The sequence below is a fragment of the Micromonospora pisi genome (assembly GCF_003633685.1).
Lineage (GTDB): Bacteria > Actinomycetota > Actinomycetes > Mycobacteriales > Micromonosporaceae > Micromonospora_G > Micromonospora_G pisi.
In genome coordinates this window covers 7479718-7497651 of record NZ_RBKT01000001.1, presented here as the reverse complement: position 1 = coordinate 7497651, position 17934 = coordinate 7479718, and the positions used below count along the sequence as shown (strand labels likewise).

The window sequence follows — 17934 nt, the reverse complement described above, 5'->3', positions numbered from 1 at the left end:
ATCATGACCGCCGTCGAGACCACGGTCGAACGGGCCGTCCCGGCCCCCGCGACCGGCCGTGCCACCAGCGCACCCGCACTGGCCCGGCACCTGATCACGTTGACCCGCCCCGGGCACTGGGTCAAGAACCTCCTGGCCGTACCGCTGGCGCTGGTCGACGCGCCGGTCTGGAACGGGCCGACGCTGCTGCGTACCGGCTGGGCGGTGGTGGCGTTCACGCTCGCCTCGTCCCTGATCTACGTCGTCAACGACATCGCCGACCGCCGACTGGACCGGGCGCACCCGGTCAAGCGGCACCGTCCGATCGCCGCCGGCCTGGTTCCGCTGCCGGCGGCCTGGCTGCTCGCCGCCGGCCTGGCCGGGCTGCTGGCCGTCACTGTCCTCGCCGGACCGGCCATGTCCTGGTGGCCGCTGCTCGCCTACCTCGCGCTCAGCGCCGCGTACAGCCGGCGGCTCAAGCACCTGCCGCTGCTGGACATCTGCGTGATCGCGACCGGGTTCGTACTACGCGTGCTCCAGGGCTACGCCGCGGCCGGCGGCCAGCCGTCGGGCCTGCTGCTGACCGCTGTCTTCACCGGTTGCCTGGTGCTGGTGCTCGGCAAGCGCCGCGCCGAACTGTCCTCGGCCGGGGTCACCCACCGCCCGGCGCTGGCCGGCTACAACGTCCTGCTCGCCGACCACCTGCTCGGCCTCAACGCCTCGCTGGCCGCCGCCACCGGACTGTTCTACCTGCACATGGAGGCGCCGATCGACCCGTACCGCCCGGTGGTGCTGGCGGTCGCGGTGCCGCTGGGCCTGCTCGCCGCCTTCCGCTACCTTCAATCGGTCCTGGTTCTCCGGCTGGGCGGTGACCCCATCCGGGCCCTGCTCCGGGACCGCATGATCGTGACCAGTGCCGTGCTGATCGGTACGACGCTGGCCGTCGCGGAGGTCGCTGCCCGCTATCCGGAACTGCTGAGATGGATGGACAAGTGAACAACCCGCTCGTGTCGGTCATCGTGCCGAACTACAACTACGCCCGCGCGTTGGGCCTGTGCCTCACCTCCGTCAAGGAACAGACCTACCCGAACCTCGAACTGATCGTGGTGGACGACTGCAGCACCGACGACTCGGTGCGGGTAGCCGAGTCGTACGGCGCACGGGTGCTCCGTACGCCGGTGAACTCCGGACCGGCGGCGGCCCGCAACCTGGGCGCGGCGAACGCCTCCGGCGAGATCCTCTTCTTCATCGACTCGGACGTGGCGGCCAAGCCGGACGCCGTCGCCAACGCGGTGGAACTGCTCGGCTCCGACCCCGAGATCGGTGCCGTCTGCGGGAACTACGACCCGGTGCCGCTGATCCGCGACAGCCTGGTCGAGGAGTACCGCTGCCTGCAACAGTCCTACTGGCTGATCGCCGACGAAGGCCGGATCATGACGCTCTACACCGCGCTGCTCGCCGTGCCGGCGCGGGTCTTCGCCGAGATCGGCCCGTTCAACCCCCGGCTGCGCGAGACCGAGAACGCCGACTACGGGCTGCGGCTGGCCCAGCGTTACCAGATCTGGCTGACCCCCCGGGTACGCGGCGTGCACGACCACGACCACGAGCTGCGGGTGCTGGTCCGCAAGGTGTTCACCCGGACCGCCCTGCACATCCCGATGTACGCCCACAAGCCGGAGTTCCCCGGCGGACTGAGCAGCGGTCCCCGGGCGTGGGTGAGCATCGCCGCGCTGGCGACCGTCGTCGCCCTGGTCCTGCCGGCGCTGTTCGGAGCGGCGTTCCTGCTGGTCCCCCTGGTGACCTTCGCCGCGTTCGTCGCCGGGGACCTGCCGATGCACCGGTTCGTGGCCCGGGAACGCGGACCGCTGTTCCTGGTCTACTTCGTGGCGATGCACTTCTTCCTGAACCTGGTCATCGCCGCCGCCGCGTTCAGCGGTGTGGTGGCCTGGTTGACCTCCGGCCGGTTCCGCCGGCTCTACCAGCGCCCGGAGGCGGTCGCCCGATGAGATCGATGCCGCTCGTCTCGGTGATCGTGCCGAACTACAACTACGCCGAGTCACTGGACCTGTGCCTGCGCTCCATTCTCGACCAGACGTACCCGAACATCGAGATCCTCGTCGTCGACGACTGCAGCACGGACCAGTCGGTCGAGGTCGCCGAGACGCTCGGGGTGCGGGTGGTCAGCACCGGGGTGAACGGCGGCTGCGGGCAGGCCCGCAACATCGGCGCCGCGAACACCGGCGGAGAGTTGCTCTGTTACGTCGACTCCGACCTGGTGATGGCCCCGGACGCGGTGGCGAACGCGGTACGTCTGCTCGGCGACCAGCCGGACGTCGGCGCGGTCTGCGGTATCGAGGACCCGGAGCCGCTGCTGCACGACACCGCCGTGGCCCGGTACCGAGGGCTCCAGTACCACTACTGGTCGATCAGCTCCGAGGGCGACATCGGATTCCTGTTCCCCGCGGTCTGCCTGATCAGACGCGCTGTCTTCGACGAGATCGGGCCGTTCAACCCGGCGCTGCGGCAGACCGAGGAGGTCGACTACGGCTACCGGCTGACCCGGCGCTACCGGATGGTGCTGACCTCGGCCGTACGCGGCCGGCACGACCACGACCACGAGCTGCGCGGGCTGCTGCGCAAGCTGTTTCACCGGGGCCGGCTACGGATCCCGCTGTACGCCCGCGCGCGCCGCTTCGGCAAGGGCTTCGAAACGGCGTCCCGGGCCTGGGGCAGCCTGGCCGCGTTCGCCGTGTTACCGACGCTCGTGGCGCCGCTGCTGATCGGCGGGTGGGCGGCGGTGTTGCCGATCGGGCTGCTGGCCGCCTCCCTCGCCTGCGACGCCGGCATGTACGCCTTCGTGTACCGCCGTCACGGCCTGCCCTTCCTGCTCTTCTTCGCGGGGCTGCACTTCGTGGTCAACGTGACGATCACGCTCGGGGTCGCCACCGGCGCGCTCCAGTGGCTCGGCTCGCGAACCTTCCGGCAGCTCTACGACGCTTCCTTCCCGGTCGAGGGGAGGGCACTGCCGGGGCCGGCGTGACGGCGGTGGTCGTCGTCCTCGGACGGCGGCGGCACGGCCTTCGAGCGGAGATCGGGCGGTCCCAGGGCTGCGAGCTGACGCAGCAGCCCTGGGCGGCCACGGCCATCGGCGGCGATGGCGAGAACACTCCCCCGTTGCCGCCGTGGCGGCGAGCGCCTCCATCCATCCGCCGTATCGACGGCCGCCGCGCCCCAGGGCACACCCGTTGCGTAAGTTCCGTCCTTCAGGCTACGCCTGTTGCGCGCGACGGCGGTGAGCATACGCCCGTATTGGAAACCGTCTCAACAGTTGCCTCTCCGGCCGACGGCGGTACCGTACGAGCGTTCATCGGTCGTTCACCCAAGGAGTGACGATGGTCGAGGAGAGCCCGTGCGGCACCGAGTTGCCCGACCTCGACACCCTGGCCGGGAAGCTCGAGTACCTGTTCGACAACATCCGGCCCACCGCCGAGGAGTTGGGCGTGAACGACGAGCCCGGACGCCGGTACACGATCAGGGAGATCGCGAACAAGATCAATCAAGCGGCCGCGACGGATCCTGACGCGCCGACGATCAGCGCGGCCTACATCGGCGAGATGCGCCGGGGCGTGACCACCGATCCCCGGGCCTCCCACATCCTGGCCCTGGCCCGGGCGTTCGGCGTGGATCCGGGATTCCTCATCGACCGCCGGGCGGCACGGAACGTGCAGGAGCAGATCGACCTGCTCAACGAGCTGCGCCAGCTCGACGTAGGTCGGGTGGCCCTGCGCTGGGTGCTACGGCAGCAGGGGCTCTCCGCCGACACCTCCGAGCTGATCGAGCAGATCGTCGAACGCTGTCGACAGCTCGAAGGGCTCGACCGGATCGAGACGCCCCGCCCGACCCCCGTGGCAGTTGATCCCATTCCCGGGTAGCGCGATCGCCGCGATCGTGCTTACATTGGTGCCAGAAAGGCCGGTCATCTCCCCCCGTGGATGCCCGGCCCTTCTTTTTGCCCGTACGGTGGTCGCACCCGCACGTGGCGAACCGCCGTCCGGGGCCGAGTGCGTTCCTCGACCCCGGACGGCGGTCTCACCGATGCGAGCCGGTCAGCCGAAGCAGTTGGGCACCGGATCCCCGCTGCCCACACAGTTCGTCGGCCGGTTGTTGACGATGACGGTCCGCTCGTCCACCGTCACCAGCGTGCCGTCGGCGAAGATGCCACCCGGCGGGTTCACCGCGTCGTTGCGCGCCACGCGGCTCTCGGTGAGCGCGAGGCTCCCGTCGACGGTGAAGATGCCGCCGCCGACCGAATTGACACCGACCGTACGGTTCGAGTCGACGAGGCTCTTACGGACGACCATGGTGCCGTCCACGTTGTAGAGCCCGCCGCCGTTGGACTGGGCGGTGTTCTCGCTGACCTTGGTCTGCTCGACCACGGCCCGGCCACCGCCGTTGTAGATACCGCCGGCCAGGCCACCCGCGTTGTTGCGGACGACCTCGCTGTGCCGGATGTACAGGGACGAGTCGTAGTTCTGGATGCCGCCACCGGCCGCGCTGGGGCCGGTGCTCTCGTTCCCGATCACCCCGCTGTACACGATCTTGGTCACAGCGCCGAAGCCGGCGTGGATGCCGCCACCGAGTCCCACGGAGACGTTGTTCGAGACCTTGCTCCGGGTCACGGAGGCGGTGCCGCCCGTGTTGGAGATCCCGCCGCCGTCCCGGGCGCTGTTGTTCCGGCTCACCTCGGCGCCGTCCACGACGAGGAGGCCCCCGCTGTAGATCCCGCCGCCGGCTCCCTGGGCGCTGTTACCACTGACCTTGGTCACGTACTCGCTCTTGTCGTGGTCCCAGCCGTCCTTGCTCCAGCCCCCGTCGGTCCAGTCGTTCGGGCCCGACTCGCTTCCGCCAGTGGCGTCGGACGCGTCCGCACCGTCCGCGGGCTCTACCGTGGCGCCGTCCACGGCAGCGCCCTCAGCCTCGGCAGCCGGCGACTCCCCGTCCTTCGACTGCTCGGGATCCTCGCCGTGCTTCTGGTCGTCGCCGTGCTTCTGGTCCTTCTCCTCGCCGGAGAGCAGCGCGGTGATGCCGTAGTTGGCGATCCCGCCACCGGAGCTGGTGCTGCGGTTCGCGACCACGGCGCTCTTCTCGAGCACGGCCTTGCCACCGGCCTGGACCAGCAGCCCGCCGCCACCGTCGCCGCTCCGGTCATCCCCGCCGGCGACAGTGAGGTCATGCAGGGTCAGCTCGCCGCCGGTGCCGACGTTGAAGATGCGGAACGGGTCGGCGTTCGCCGCGCGCTCGATCTTCGCCCCCTCGCCCTTGATCGCGACCGGCTGGGTGATCACCGGTAGCCCGTCCGGCCCCTGGTACACCGTCAGGCTGTACGTGCACCCCTTGGTCAACTTGAGCTTGGCGCCGCGCCCCGTGTTCGCCTCGACCAACGCCGAGATCAGCTCGTTCGAGTCGCACCCCACCTGCTTGGCGTCCTTGTCCCACTCCGGACGCCAACCTCCGGGATCCTGGCCGCCATTGTCGTAGCCACCATCGTCGTAGCCACCGTCCGTGCTCATGAAGAGCCTCGGCAGTCCCAGCGCGTCGGTCGCACTGGCCACGGCAGGCGCACCGCTCATTCCTGCCACGGCAGCCAGGCTGGCCACACCAGCCAGGCTGACCGCACCGGTGACGTACCTGCGGACCCGCCGAGCCTTGCCTGACGGCACAGAACGGTCGTCCTGGGCACCGCGCGGGGCATCCTGGTGTTCCGGTAGTTGGTTGGACATCATCACTGGCTGTTCCTTCCTCCTACGTGACTGGCCGACGGGCCACCAAACGGGCTCGGGGCCACTGATCATCACCGTAGGTGGAGATTCCCGGCAATGCGGGCTTATATGAAGACTTCACACATTTGGCACAACGCCCTCTTGTCCCCGCCCGGTACCGTCGGGCAGAACGGGGGTCGCACAGGGGGTCGTTACCGGGCCGGCACCGGGTAGGTAGGCGTGCGACCACGATCAGTACAGTAGGGACGTGTCTCTATGGATCGCCGCAATCTGGGGACTTGTCGGCAGCGCCGTCTCCGAGGCGCTGAACCTCTACGCCATGATGCGACCCACGACGGAGTCCAAGGGTCGCTGGCAGTGGCCCTGGCGGGACAAACGCGACCGCCCCATCGTGCTGTTCGCGGTGGCGCTCCGGTCGCTCGCCGGCACCGGACTGGCGGCCGCCGCCTGGGCCGGCGGGCTGGCCACCACCGCCTTCGCCACGTTCACCTTCGGCGTGGCGGCCCCCCTGGTCATCGCCAAGATATTCGACCAGATCAGGGTGCTGGACCAACCCTCGAGAGAGGACGTCCAGTCGGGGGGAAGCGATGATGACGCCGCCTGACAGTTTCCGCCGACGGCTGGCCTGGGCCCTGTCGGCCCAGCCCTCCACCACCACCGCCTCCGCGCCGCTGCCGACCCGTACCCGGCTCGCCGCCGCGCTCGCCGCCCGGCCGGTCGCCCGTACGGGTGCCTCGAACGGTCGGAACCATGCCCTCGACCGGCACACCGAACACGGTGACAAACTCGCCGAACGGGTCAAGTGGGTGTTGGCGCACCTGCTCGGCACCGAACCGGACCAGTTGCGGGTCGACTCCGACGGGGACATCGGCATCCGTGCCGGTTCGGCGATCATCTTCGTACGGGCCCAGGAGGACCCACCACTGGTGGACGTCTTCTCCCCGCTGCTCACCGGGGTACAGCCGACCGAAACGCTCTACCGGCGACTCTCCGACCTGACCAACGGGATGATCATCGGTCGGATCTACTGCACCGGCGACACGATCTGGGCCTCCATCCCCGTCTTCGGACAGGACTTCCAGCCAACCCACCTGCTGCTGGCGATCCAGGCGATGATCGAACTCGCCGACGACCTCGACGACCACCTCCGCCAGGAGTTCGGCGGGAGCAGGTTCTTCGGCGCGGAGGCATCCGGCATCTCTCCCGTCCCCGATCCCACCGGCTACCTGCGGGACCTCGCCGACTCCGGTGAATCCCGCGCCGGCCGGATCCTGGCCGACCTGTTGGCCGACCGTGGACGTACCGAGGAACTCCGGATCCGGGCCGAGAACGGCAACGGGCACGCTGCCGCCCGCCTCGCGGCCCTCCTGCGCGAACAGGGTCACACCGACGACGCCGAACACTTCTGGCGGCTCGCCGCCGACCAGGGCGAGCCTGCCGCCCGTACCGAACTGGCCAGCCTGCTGGTCGGCAAGGGACGGGTCGAGGAGGCGATCGACCTGCTCCGCGAGGAGATGGAGGACGACTGGCGAGCCGTCGGGCTCCTGCTCGCGTTGCTCACCGAGGCGGGCCGGGTCGACGAGGCGGTCCAACTGCTCCAGGACCGTACGGATCGGCGCCGGCCCGACCGCTGACTCCCCGCCGGGCTGCCGCTGGTCACCCTGACCGAGATCGGGGTCATCGGCTCAGCCGCAGGCCCGAACGGGCTGACCGGCCGGCCGTCGATGCTGCTGTCAGTGTGTCTACGGTGGGGGCATGGGACGACCGACGCGCTGGGTGACCGACACCAAACCCGGACACTCACAGTGGTACATCGACCGGTTCCGCCGACTGGCGGCCGAGGGTGCGGACCTTGCCGGCGAGGCACGGTTGCTGGATGCCATCGTGGCGCCGGCGTCCCGGATCCTCGACGCCGGTTGCGGGACCGGCCGGGTCGGTGCCGCGCTCGCCGCCCGCGGTCACCACGTGGTCGGCGTCGACGCCGACCCCGCCCTGGTCGAGTCCGCCCGCGCGGACCACCCCGACCTCACCCTGCTCGTCGGTGACCTGGCCGAACTCGACCTGCCCTCGGCCGGGGAACCGGAACCGTTCGACGCGGTCGTGGTCGCCGGCAACGTGATGACGTTCGTCGCGCCCGGCACCGAGGAGGAGGTACTGCGGCGGATCGCCGCACACGTACGCCCGGACGGGCCGGTGGTGGTCGGCTTCGGCGCCGACCGTGGTTACCGGCTGGAGGACTTCGACCAGCACGCGTCCGCCGTCGGCCTGCGGCGGGAACAGCGCTTCGCCACCTGGGACCTGCGCCCCTGGCAGGAGGACGCCGACTTCGCGGTCACGGTGCTCCGCCGCCCCGTCTGACCCGGTCACACGGTGCTCCGCCGCCGGGCCTGACGGCGGGCCCGACCGGGATTCCGGCCGGACCCGCCGCCCGCACCACCGTCCGCCGGTGGGCGGCGGTCGGTCAGAGACCCGTGCACTGCCCCAAGGTCGGACCGCGCACGGTGTTCGGCAGGCCGTTGTTGGCCGGCGCCGGGCTGTTGGCCGTACAGGAGAGCGGGCCGTTGATCGTGCTGCCGGAGATCAGGGGCGCCGGACCGGTGGCACTGCCGTGCAGGACGAGCGGTCCGCTCACCCCGACCCGCTCCACGATCACGTCGCCGGTGGTCCCGGTGATGCTGACCGGCCCGTTGACCACCCCGCCGAGCAACTCGACCAGAACCGCGCCGGTGGCGGTCACCGGGCCCTGGATCGAGGCGTTGGTGGCGATCAGGGAAGCGCCGGGGCGTACCACCACCGGTCCGGAGACCGTGGCCCCGGCCAGGCAGGTGACCCCGTCCGCCACCACCAGCGGACCGCGACTGGTGCCGGCGACCGTGGCGGTGCAGCTCGTCGCGGTCACGGTGAACTCGGCGGTGGTCGGGACGCCGCCCGGCCTGGTCGCGGTGACCGTGGCCCGGTAGACGCCGTCGCGGGCGTAGGTGTGGCCCGCGGTGGCGGAGTAGATGCCGTTGACGCTCTTGTTCGTGCCCGGAGTGCCGCTCAGCGTCGCCGGTGAACTGGTCCCGTCGCCCCAGTCGACGGTCACCGACACCTGGTCGGCCGTCGTGCCCGGGGCGACGACGGACGCGACCTCGCCACCGACCGTACGGTCGGCGGTGGTGCGGTCGGGCGCGGCCACGTCGACCCGCCACGGCACCTGCGGGGAGGGGTAGAAGTTCTGGCCGAGCAACTGCCAGCGGGGCGCGTGCGCGGCCAGCCGGCCGACGAACGAGGCGAGGTTCCGGTCCGGGTGCACCTTCGGCGACCAGCCGATCTCGGCCGTTGCCGGCATCCGGGGGAAGACCTGGAACTCGATGTCGGTCAGCGTACGTAGGGTCTCGGACCAGATCGGCGCCTCGACGCCGAGGATGTCCGTGTCGGTCACCGCGGGCAGGGTGACGCCGCCGGTGGTCCGCGCCGGGATGTAGGTGGCCGGGTCGCTGGTGTTGCCGGACCAGTTGTAGAACTGGGAGACGTCGAGCCGGCCGGCCCAGCTCAACCCGAGCGGGCTGCCGACGAACTGCTGCATGTCGAGATAGGTGTGGTTGGCCGGCGACATGACGACCTTCATGCCCTTCTGTACGGCCAACCGGGCGGTGTCACCGGCGGCGCCGGTCGGGTTCCCGTTGTTCCAGTACTGGGCCACCGCGTCCGGCGCGTCCGGGTGGTCGAAGTTGGCGGCGGCGATCTCCGACCAGCCCATGACGATCTTGTTCTGGGCCTTGACGACCTGGGCCGCCCGGTCGACGAAGTCGACGTACCGGGCGTGCGCGAGGGTCGACGCCGGCACCTCGTCGCCGCCCAGGTGGTAGTACGGGCCGGGGCTCATCGCGCTGAGCTGGGCGGTGATGTCGGTGAGGATCGCCCAGGTGTTGGGGCTCTCCGGGCACAACGCGCTGTAACCGACCGCGCCGGTGAGGTTCCACTGCGGCGGCGTACGGTTCGTGCAGTTGATGTCCGGCAGCGCCGGGTTGGCCTGCGGGCCGGCGTACGACATGACGATCGCGTTGGTGTGTCCGGGCGAGTCGACCTCGGGAATGACGGTCATGAAGCGGGCGGCGGCGTAGTTCACCACGTCGACGTACTCGGCCTGGGTCCAGTAGCCACCGGGATCGTTGTTGATCGAGAACTGGCCGCCGATGGTGGTGAGTTCGGGACGGCCGTTGATCGCGATCCGGAAGCCCTGGTCGTCACTGACGTGCAGGTGCAGCACGTTCATCTTGTACGTCGAGGCGTGGTCGATCAGGCGCTTGACGGTGGCCGGCGTCTGGAAGTGCCGGGCGATGTCGAGCATGACGCCCCGGTAGTCGTACCGGGGGGTGTCGGTGATCCGGACACCGGAGACGGTCCACGGGCCGGGCCGTACGGTCGGGCTCTCGATCCACGGTGGGAGCAGTTGGCGCAGGGTCTGCACGCCGTAGAAGAGCCCGGCCGGCTCGGCCGCCTCGACCCGTACGTTGGCGGTCGAGACGTCGATCCGGTAGCCCTCGTCGCCGAGGTCGGCCGCTTCGGTCAGGCCGAGCAGGATGTCTCCCGGGCGGGAGGCACCGTCGGCGACGGGCAGCGGATAGCCGGTCGAGGGCCGCATGATCGCGGCCAGGCCCTCCGCCACCGGTACGGCTCCCACGCCGCCCGGCGCTACCACGATCCGGGTCTCCGATCCGACCACGAAGGTCTGGCCCGGCACCGGCTCGGTGCTGACCGGGACCGGGACGACCTGGGCCGCCCCCGCCGGTGCGGTGCCGGCCAGCGCCGGTGTGGTGCCGGCCAGCGCTGGTGCGGTCGACGGGCCGGCGAGCGCCACCGTCTGGAGCGCGAGCGTGACGGCGAGCGCGGCACCACCGAGTCGCCGTCTCCCCCGTCGGGTGATCCACCTGTCCCCTGTGCCTGGCAACCGGCCGGACGTCTGCATTGTCACGCTCCCTGCTCGGGGTGCGCGGCGTCCGCCGTCGCAGCGACCGCTCGCGGTCGGTGTCGGCAGGGCAGTGGTGGCGGGCGGCCGGCGCGGCTTGAGTGATCAACGTGAATGACGCTGGCCGAATGATAGGCACCGGGTAGACGTACTGTAAAGAGTCCTTACATTGCGTCAGTCACAACAGGTGTCGCCACGCCAGGCCAGGCGTCCCTCCCGGACCGCCACCGCCGCGATCACCAGCGCCGCCACCGGGTCCGCCCACGACCAGCCGAAGAGGCTGTTCAGGGCCAACCCGACCAGCAGTACGCCGGAGAGGTACGTGCACAACAGCGTCTGCTTCGAGTCGGCGACCGCCGTACGTGAGCCCAGCTCACGGCCGGACCGGCGCTGCGCGTACGAGAGCAGGGGCATCACCGCCAGCGAGATCGCCGCCAGGGCCAGCCCGACGGAGGAGTGCTCGGCCGGACCACCGGTGACGAGGGCCCGTACCGCGTCCACGGTGACGAACACCGCCAGCGCGTAGAAGGAGAGCGCGATCGACCGCAGTGCGATCCGTTCCCGGGACCGGGGATCGGGGCCGGCGAACTGCCACGCCACGGCCGCCGCGGACGACACCTCGATCAGCGAGTCCAGGCCGAAGCCGATCAGGGCGCTCGACGACGCCGCGACTCCGGCGGTGATGCCGACCGCCGCTTCGACCACGTTGTAGGTGATGGTGGCGGCGACCAGCAGCCGGACCCGCCGGGTCAGCACCGCGCGACGCCCCGGGCCGGGGGTCGGGGGCGACGCGGCGGCCGGGCCGGCGAGCGGGGTGGTCATCAGCAGCACTCCCGCTCGTCGGAGTGCGCGCACGCCGCCGGGTCGACCGCCAGCACCAGGCCGAGCAGGTCTCCCAGGGCGTGGGCCAGGCGCGGGTCAGCCAGCTCGTAGCGGGTCCGCCGTCCTTGCGGCACCGCCACCACCAGGCCACACCCGCGCAGGCAGGCCAGGTGGTTGGAGAGGTTCTGCCGGGTCACTCCCAGCAGCTCGGCCAGCTCCGCCGGATAACCGGGGCCGTCGCGGAGCGCGAGCAGCAGCCGGGATCGGGTGGGGTCGGACAGGGCGTGCCCGAACCGGGCCAGCACCTGGCCGTACGTCAGCGCTTCCACGCCGTGACAGTACAGCATTGACTGTATTCATGGATCGCTGTACACAGGTTCTCCCGACATCGTTCGACCGCTCGCCGACCGCTAGTTGGCCAGCACCGGTCCGGGCGTCCGCCAGTTCTGGGACTGTGGGAGGAGAACCTCAGACCCTGGCAACGGAGGGCCCGCATGTCCGACTGGCGGTCACGTGCCCGGCGGCCAGCCAAACGCGGCCGACGCCGGTCGGGTGAGCGCTACCTCCAGTCGCCACCACCCGAACTGTCGATGGACCCGCGGGCCGAGACACGCGCGGCACCGGTGGAAGCGAGCGTCGTCACCTCCGGCATCTACCGGGACGGGCGCCGTGTCCCCGGGCCGGAGAGCGTCGCCGGGACCCGCCAGCAACTGCGGGAACAGCCGGGCGCGATGGCCTGGATCGGGCTCTACCGACCCGCCGAAGCCCAACTGATGGCGGTCGCCGAGGAATTCTCCCTGCACGAACTCGCGGTCGAGGACGCGGTGGTCGCACACCAGCGACCGAAACTCGAACGGTACGGCGCCACCCTCTTCGTGGTGCTCCGGGCCGCCCGCTACCTCGACGACCTGGAGGAGGTCGACTTCGGGGAACTGCACGTCTTCGTCGGCCCGAACTTCGTCCTCACCGTGCGCCACGGCGAGGCACCCGACGTCGCCGCGGTACGCCGCCGCCTGGAGAACGACCCGGACCTGCTGCGCCGCGGCCCGGAGGCGGTGCTGTACGCGGTCCTGGACGCGGTCGTGGACGGGTACGCGCCCGTGGTCGCCGGGCTCCAGCACGACATCGACGAGATCGAGACCGAGGTCTTCGGCGGCGACCCGAAGGTGACCCGGCGCATCTACGAGCTCTCCCGAGAGGTGATCGAGTTCCAGCGGGCCTCCCGACCGCTGCTGGACATCCTCCAGGGGTTGGCCGCCGGCTTCGCCAAGCACGGCACCGACGAGGAGTTGCAGCGCTACCTGGGGGACGTGGCCGACCACGCCACCACCGCCGCCGAACGGGTGGACGGCTTCCGGCAGATCCTCACCGACATCCGTACGCTCAACGCGACGCTGGTCTCACAGGCCCAGAACGAGGAGGTCAAGCGCCTCACCGAGGCGAGCTACACGCAGAACGAGGAGGTCAAGAAGATCTCCGCCTGGGCGGCCATCCTCTTCGCGCCAACCCTCATCGGCACCATCTACGGGATGAACTTCGACCACATCCCGGAGCTGCACTGGACGTTCGGCTACCCCTTCGCGCTGGCCCTGATGGCCCTGGTCTGCACCTGCCTCTACCTGGTCTTCAAAGGTCGCAACTGGCTCTGACCGGCGGCCCCGTCGAGTGGGTGAACAGGGCTCAGCGGTCCGGGTCCGCCACCGGATAGGGCGCGAACGTGCTGTGGTTCTCGTCGATCGACAGCCCCCGCCCGATCTGCGGGAACGCCCGCTGCGGGCAGGCGCTGCGCTCGCAGACCTTGCAACCGATGCCGATCGGCACGGCCGCGTCGGCGTCGTCGAGGTCGAGCCCGGTCGAGTAGACGAGACGCCCGGCCTGACGCAGGTCGCAGCCGAGACCGATGGCGAAGGACTTGCCGGGGCGGCCGTAGCGACCGGGCGCGCGGGTGACGGTCCGGGCGATCCAGAAGTACCGGCGACCGTCCGGCATCGCGGCGATCTGGGTCAGGATCCGCCCGGGCGCGGCGAACGCCTCGTAGACGTTCCAGAGCGGGCAGGTCCCGCCGGTACGCGAGAAGTGGAAGCCGGTGGCCGACTGACGCTTGGACATGTTGCCCGCGCGGTCCACCCGGATGAACGAGAAGGCCACTCCCCGGGCCCTGGGCCGTTGCAGGGTGCTGACCCGGTGGCAGACGGTTTCGTACCCGACGCCGTAGTGGGTGGCGAGCCGGTCGAGGTCGTAGCGGAACTCCTCCGCACGCCCGTGGAAATTCTGGTACGGCAGGATGAGTGCGGCGGCGAAGTACTTGGCCAGCCCGATCCGGGCCAGGGTCTCCGACTCCGGACTGCTCAGCGACGCCGCCTCGACCAGGTCGTCGAGGGTCTCCCCCACCTCGGCGAAGGCGAGCTGGGTTGCCATCCGGATCGCCAGTTGCCCCGGACGCAGGTAACCGTGCAGTCGCAGCAGTTGGGTCCTCGGGTCGTACCGGTGCAGTTCCTCTGCGTCGTCGCCGGAACCGGGGTCACCGACCCGGACCCGGATGCCGTGCACACCAAGCCGCTGGGTCAGCACCGGGCGCATGTCACCAGCCCGGATGCCGATCACGGCGGCGAGCCGTTCGGCCGCCTCGTCGAGTTCGGCGATGTAGTTGTGCCGCTGGTAGAAGTAGTCCCGGATCTCCTCGTGCGGTCCCGGTTCCAGCTCCCCCGACTCGTGCTCACGGTCGCCGGTGAGCGCGGCCAACTGGTCGGCGAGCTGGCGGTAACGCCGGTGCATGGTGACCAGCGCGTGTGCCGTGTGCGGCAGCCGTTGGGCCAGCTCCGCCGCCTCCTCGACCGGGATGTCGATGCGGAGCGTGTCGTCGGAGGAGACCTCGCGGATCTCGGCGGTGAGTCGGGCGGTGTCGTGGGTGGTGAAGTACGCGGCATCCACCCCCAGTGACTCGCTGATGCTGAGCAGCACCGGCACGGTCAGCGGTCGGGAACCGTGCTCGATCTGGTTGAGGTAGCTCGGGGAGATCCCGAGCATCCGGGCGAAGGCGGCCTGGGTCATCCGCCGTTCCTCGCGCAGTCTGCGCAGCCGCGCGCCCGCCACGCTCTTGCTCATCGACGTCTCCCTTCCACATTCAGGGCCGCCAGTTTGCCAACATCGGCTTCGCAACCTTCGCAAAACAGCGACAAAGATTCGCAACTGTTAGCTGATTGGGGCCATCGACCTGCGCTTTCACCTGTGTCACGGTCGGTTCATACGACGCGCTGAGTCAAGCGAAACCTGCGTAGTCAAGCGACCGCGCGGTCAACCGACCGCGCAGTCAGCGGACCGAAACGCGAACCACGCGGTCAGCCGACCGACAAACGAAGCCGGATGGAAGGACGAGGGCGATGGACAGGTTCACGGGACCCGAGACGACGGGTACGACCACCGGGGCACTGGCGGAGGACGCCCGCGCCGCCGAACTGACCCGGCAGTGGGAGCAGGACCCGCGCTGGCGCGACATCCGGCGCACGTACTCGGCACGGGACGTGCTCCGGTTGCGCGGCAGCGTGGTGGAGGAGCAGACACTGGCCCGGCGCGGGGCGCGACGACTCTGGGAGTCCCTGCACACCGAGGACTTCGTCCCCGCGCTCGGGGCGCTGACCGGCAACCAGGCCGTGCAACAGGTGGCGGCCGGTCTCAAGGCCATCTACCTCTCCGGCTGGCAGGTCGCCGCGGACGCCAACCTGGCCGGTCAGACCTATCCGGACCAGAGCCTCTACCCGGCGAACTCGGTGCCGGCCGTGGTGCGCCGGATCAACAACGCCCTGCTGCGCGCCGACCGGATCCGGTACGCCGAAGGCGGCCCCGGTCCGATCGACTGGCTGGTCCCGATCGTCGCCGACGCCGAGGCGGGATTCGGTGGGGTGCTCAACGCGTACGAGCTGATGACCGCCATGATCGGCGCGGGCGCGGCGGCGGTGCACTGGGAGGACCAGCTCGCCTCCGAGAAGAAGTGCGGCCACCTGGGTGGCAAGGTGCTGATCCCGACCGGTCAGCACATCCGGACCCTGAACGCCGCCCGGCTCGCCGCCGACGTCGCCGACGTGCCGTCGCTCATCATGGCTCGTACCGACGCCGACGCGGCGACGCTGATCACCACCGACGTGGACGAACGGGACCGGAAGTTCATCACCGGTGAGCGGACTGCCGAGGGGTTCTTCCGCGTCCGGCCGGGGATGGAGGCGTGCATCGCGCGCGGCCTGGCGTACGCGCCGTACGCGGAGCTGCTCTGGATGGAGACCTCCACCCCGGACCTGGACGTGGCCCGCCGGTTCGCCGAGGCGGTCAAGGCCGAATACCCGGACCAGTTGCTGGCGTACAACTGCTCGCCGTCGTTCAACTGGCGCAAGCACCTCGACGACGCGACGATCGCGAAGTTCCAGCGCGAGCTGGGCCACATGGGATACAGGTTCCAGTTCATCACCCTGGCCGGGTTCCACGCGCTGAACCACTCGATGTTCGCCCTGGCCCACGAGTACGCCGCCCACGGCATGCCCGCCTACGTCGAACTCCAGGAGCGGGAGTTCGCCGCCGAGGCCGCCGGATACACCGCGACCCGGCACCAGCGGGAGGTCGGCACCGGCTACTTCGACCTGATCAGTACGGTGATCAACCCGACCAGCGACACGGTGGCCCTGCGCGGGTCGACCGAAGAGCAACAGTTCACCCGGACGGTGGCCTGATGTCGACCACCATGCGTTCCCAGATCACCGTCGCCGGGGCGGCGGACGGTCCGCCGGTCGACGGGAGTACCGACCGGTTCGACGAGATCCTGACCCCTGCGGCGCTGGCGTTCGTGGCCCGGCTCGACGCGGAGTTCGCCGGCCGGCGGGCTGAACTCCTGGTGGAACGGACCCGGCGCCGGGAGCGGCTGGCCCGGGGTGAGGAGACGCTGGGCTGGCTGGCGCAGACCTCGATGGTCCGGGCCGACGACAGGTGGCGGGTGGCCGGTGCCGCACCGGGACTGGTCGACCGGCGGGTGGAGATCACGGGGCCACCGGACCGACGGATGACGGTCAACGCGTTGAACTCGGGTGCCCAGGTCTGGCTGGCCGACTTCGAGGACGCCCTCTCGCCCACCTGGTCGAACCTGGTCGGCGGGCAGCTGAACCTGCGCGACGCCATCGACGGGCGGCTGGACTTCACCTCGGCCACGGGTAAGCGGTACCGGGTCGGACCGGAGCCGGCGACGATCGTGGTCCGACCGCGGGGGTGGCACCTGGTCGAGAAGCACGTGGTGGTCGACGGGCGGCCGGTGTCGGCGAGCCTGGTCGATTTCGGGCTGTACCTCTTCCACTGCGGGCAGCGGTCGCTCGACCGGGGCAGCGGACCCTACTTCTACCTCCCGAAGCTGGAAAGCCACCTGGAGGCGCGGCTCTGGAACGACGTGTTCACCCTGGCCCAGGGGCTGCTCGGGATTCCGCACGGGACGATCCGGGCCACCGTGCTGATCGAGACCATCACCGCCGCGTTCGAGATGGAAGAGATCCTGTACGAACTGCGTGAGCACTGCGCCGGCCTGAACGCGGGCCGATGGGACTACATCTTCAGCGTCATCAAGACCTTCGGGAACCGGCCCGGGTTCGTGCTGCCCGACCGGGCCCAGGTGAGCATGACAGTGCCGTTCATGCGCGCGTACACCGAACTGCTGGTGTCGACCTGCCACCGGCGGGGCGGGTACGCCCTCGGCGGGATGGCCGCGTTCATCCCGAGCCGGGACGCCGAGACCAACGCCGTCGCGATGGCGAAGGTGCGTCAGGACAAGGAGCGGGAGGCGGCCGACGGCTTCGACGGCTCGTGGGTCGCCCACCCGGGTCTGGTGCCGGTCTGCCGGGAGGTCTTCGACCGGGCGCTCGGTGACCGGCCCCACCAGCTCGACCGTCTCCGCGACGACGTCCGGGTGGGTGCGGACGATCTGCTCGACATCGCCGGGGCGGGCGGTGTGGTCACCGAGGCCGGGCTGCGCAACAACATCGCCGTCGCACTGCGCTACCTGGACGCCTGGCTCGGCGGCAACGGCGCGGTGGCGATCTTCGACCTGATGGAGGACGCGGCGACCGCCGAGATCGCCCGGTGTCAGGTCTGGCAGTGGACTCAGACCGGGACCCGGCTCACCGACGGACGGACGGTGGACGAGGAACTGGTCCGCAAGCTGCTCGCCGAGGAGGTCGCGGCGGCGCGTACCTCAACCGACGACCCCGGGCACCGGTGGGACGACGCCGAGGAGATCTTCGTACGGACCGCGCTGGCCGAGACCCTGCCGACCTTCTTCACCCCAGGTGCGTACGCGACGCACCTGGTCGGAAGGCGTCACCGGTCATCCGCGTAACCGGTCATCCGCGTGACCGGACGCCCCCGGGCGGGCGC

The 17934-nt window shown here is 70.4% G+C and carries 15 protein-coding genes; 10 read left to right on the top strand and 5 right to left on the bottom strand.

The genetic code is table 11. From position 1 onward, the window contains the following. Positions 1 to 3 precede the first annotated feature (3 nt). The 4 genes from BDK92_RS32050 (at position 4) to BDK92_RS32035 (ending at position 3911) form a co-directional block, all read left to right on the top strand. The gene (locus tag BDK92_RS32050; protein WP_121160102.1) at positions 4 to 975 is read left to right on the top strand and encodes a UbiA prenyltransferase family protein; all 972 of its coding nucleotides are present in this window, start codon (positions 4 to 6) and stop codon (positions 973 to 975) included. Next, positions 972 to 1985 (top strand): glycosyltransferase family 2 protein, encoded by a 1014-nt coding sequence (locus BDK92_RS32045; RefSeq protein ID WP_121160101.1) that lies wholly within the window; start codon positions 972 to 974, stop codon positions 1983 to 1985. Before BDK92_RS32050 ends, BDK92_RS32045 begins: the two co-directional genes overlap by 4 nt. Then, positions 1982 to 3019, top strand: coding sequence for a glycosyltransferase family 2 protein (locus BDK92_RS32040; RefSeq protein ID WP_121160100.1), 1038 nt, complete (start codon positions 1982 to 1984; stop codon positions 3017 to 3019). The genes BDK92_RS32045 and BDK92_RS32040 overlap by 4 nt, the downstream gene beginning before the upstream one ends. Before the next feature lie 352 nt (positions 3020 to 3371). Continuing rightward, positions 3372 to 3911, top strand: coding sequence for a helix-turn-helix transcriptional regulator (locus BDK92_RS32035; RefSeq protein WP_121160099.1), 540 nt, complete (start codon positions 3372 to 3374; stop codon positions 3909 to 3911). Positions 3912 to 4085: 174 nt separating this feature from the next. Here the strand turns inward: BDK92_RS32035 and BDK92_RS32030 are convergent, their stop codons facing one another. After that, entirely contained in the window at positions 4086 to 5762 is a 1677-nt protein-coding gene (locus BDK92_RS32030; RefSeq protein ID WP_121160098.1) for a hypothetical protein, read from the bottom strand. 244 nt (positions 5763 to 6006) lie between these two features. Here BDK92_RS32030 and BDK92_RS32025 point away from each other — a divergent pair, with 244 nt between their 5' ends. The 3 genes from BDK92_RS32025 to BDK92_RS32015 all read left to right on the top strand — a co-directional run bounded on the left by BDK92_RS32025 (position 6007) and on the right by BDK92_RS32015 (position 8117). Further along, the gene (locus tag BDK92_RS32025; protein WP_121160097.1) at positions 6007 to 6363 is read left to right on the top strand and encodes a hypothetical protein; all 357 of its coding nucleotides are present in this window, start codon (positions 6007 to 6009) and stop codon (positions 6361 to 6363) included. Next, positions 6350 to 7393, top strand: coding sequence for a T3SS (YopN, CesT) and YbjN peptide-binding chaperone 1 (locus BDK92_RS41340; RefSeq protein ID WP_121160096.1), 1044 nt, complete (start codon positions 6350 to 6352; stop codon positions 7391 to 7393). Before BDK92_RS32025 ends, BDK92_RS41340 begins: the two co-directional genes overlap by 14 nt. A gap of 121 nt (positions 7394 to 7514) precedes the next feature. Continuing rightward, on the top strand, positions 7515 to 8117 hold the full coding sequence (locus BDK92_RS32015; RefSeq protein WP_121160095.1) for a class I SAM-dependent methyltransferase: 603 nt from the start codon (positions 7515 to 7517) through the stop codon (positions 8115 to 8117). 103 nt (positions 8118 to 8220) lie between these two features. Here BDK92_RS32015 and BDK92_RS32010 read toward each other — a convergent pair whose 3' ends face one another. The 3 genes from BDK92_RS32010 to BDK92_RS32000 all read right to left on the bottom strand — a co-directional run bounded on the left by BDK92_RS32010 (position 8221) and on the right by BDK92_RS32000 (position 11879). Further along, positions 8221 to 10710: a beta-N-acetylhexosaminidase gene (locus BDK92_RS32010; protein WP_121160094.1), complete on the bottom strand. Its 2490-nt coding sequence runs from the start codon at positions 10708 to 10710 to the stop codon at positions 8221 to 8223. A 174-nt stretch (positions 10711 to 10884) separates the two neighbouring features. Then, positions 10885 to 11532, bottom strand: coding sequence for a cation efflux transmembrane domain-containing protein (locus BDK92_RS32005; protein WP_121162768.1), 648 nt, complete (start codon positions 11530 to 11532; stop codon positions 10885 to 10887). Then, complete coding sequence (locus tag BDK92_RS32000; protein WP_121160093.1) at positions 11532 to 11879, bottom strand: ArsR/SmtB family transcription factor; 348 nt, start codon at positions 11877 to 11879, stop codon at positions 11532 to 11534. Before BDK92_RS32000 ends, BDK92_RS32005 begins: the two co-directional genes overlap by 1 nt. Before the next feature lie 147 nt (positions 11880 to 12026). On the opposite strand from BDK92_RS32000, the gene BDK92_RS31995 reads away from it, so the two are divergent. Continuing rightward, entirely contained in the window at positions 12027 to 13181 is a 1155-nt protein-coding gene (locus BDK92_RS31995) for a magnesium and cobalt transport protein CorA (protein ID WP_121160092.1), read from the top strand. A 31-nt stretch (positions 13182 to 13212) separates the two neighbouring features. Here BDK92_RS31995 and BDK92_RS31990 read toward each other — a convergent pair whose 3' ends face one another. Beyond that, on the bottom strand, positions 13213 to 14637 hold the full coding sequence (locus tag BDK92_RS31990) for a short-chain fatty acyl-CoA regulator family protein (protein ID WP_121160091.1): 1425 nt from the start codon (positions 14635 to 14637) through the stop codon (positions 13213 to 13215). A 275-nt stretch (positions 14638 to 14912) separates the two neighbouring features. On the opposite strand from BDK92_RS31990, the gene aceA reads away from it, so the two are divergent. Together aceA and aceB are read left to right on the top strand one after the other, a co-directional pair. Next, positions 14913 to 16250, top strand: a complete 1338-nt coding sequence (gene aceA, locus BDK92_RS31985) for an isocitrate lyase (RefSeq protein ID WP_121160090.1) — start codon at positions 14913 to 14915, stop codon at positions 16248 to 16250. Continuing rightward, a complete protein-coding gene (gene aceB / locus BDK92_RS31980) occupies positions 16250 to 17896 on the top strand; it encodes a malate synthase A (RefSeq protein ID WP_121160089.1) in 1647 nt (548 codons plus the stop codon). Before aceA ends, aceB begins: the two co-directional genes overlap by 1 nt. The last annotated feature ends 38 nt before the right edge of the window (positions 17897 to 17934 follow it).

Bases quoted from the DNA above. Each gene is read 5' to 3' on its own strand.
- BDK92_RS41340 (WP_121160096.1), top strand. From the start codon at position 6,350: ATGACGCCGCCTGACAGTTTCCGCCGACGGCTGGCCTGGGCCCTGTCG.
- aceA (WP_121160090.1), top strand. From the start codon at position 14,913: ATGGACAGGTTCACGGGACCCGAGACGACGGGTACGACCACCGGGGCA.
- BDK92_RS32050 (WP_121160102.1), top strand. From the start codon at position 4: ATGACCGCCGTCGAGACCACGGTCGAACGGGCCGTCCCGGCCCCCGCG.
- BDK92_RS32010 (WP_121160094.1), bottom strand. From the start codon at position 10,710: ATGCAGACGTCCGGCCGGTTGCCAGGCACAGGGGACAGGTGGATCACC.
- BDK92_RS31995 (WP_121160092.1), top strand. From the start codon at position 12,027: ATGTCCGACTGGCGGTCACGTGCCCGGCGGCCAGCCAAACGCGGCCGA.
- BDK92_RS32000 (WP_121160093.1), bottom strand. From the start codon at position 11,879: ATGCTGTACTGTCACGGCGTGGAAGCGCTGACGTACGGCCAGGTGCTG.
- BDK92_RS32030 (WP_121160098.1), bottom strand. From the start codon at position 5,762: ATGATGTCCAACCAACTACCGGAACACCAGGATGCCCCGCGCGGTGCC.
- BDK92_RS32015 (WP_121160095.1), top strand. From the start codon at position 7,515: ATGGGACGACCGACGCGCTGGGTGACCGACACCAAACCCGGACACTCA.
- BDK92_RS32005 (WP_121162768.1), bottom strand. From the start codon at position 11,532: ATGACCACCCCGCTCGCCGGCCCGGCCGCCGCGTCGCCCCCGACCCCC.
- BDK92_RS32040 (WP_121160100.1), top strand. From the start codon at position 1,982: ATGAGATCGATGCCGCTCGTCTCGGTGATCGTGCCGAACTACAACTAC.
- BDK92_RS31990 (WP_121160091.1), bottom strand. From the start codon at position 14,637: ATGAGCAAGAGCGTGGCGGGCGCGCGGCTGCGCAGACTGCGCGAGGAA.
- aceB (WP_121160089.1), top strand. From the start codon at position 16,250: ATGTCGACCACCATGCGTTCCCAGATCACCGTCGCCGGGGCGGCGGAC.
- BDK92_RS32035 (WP_121160099.1), top strand. From the start codon at position 3,372: ATGGTCGAGGAGAGCCCGTGCGGCACCGAGTTGCCCGACCTCGACACC.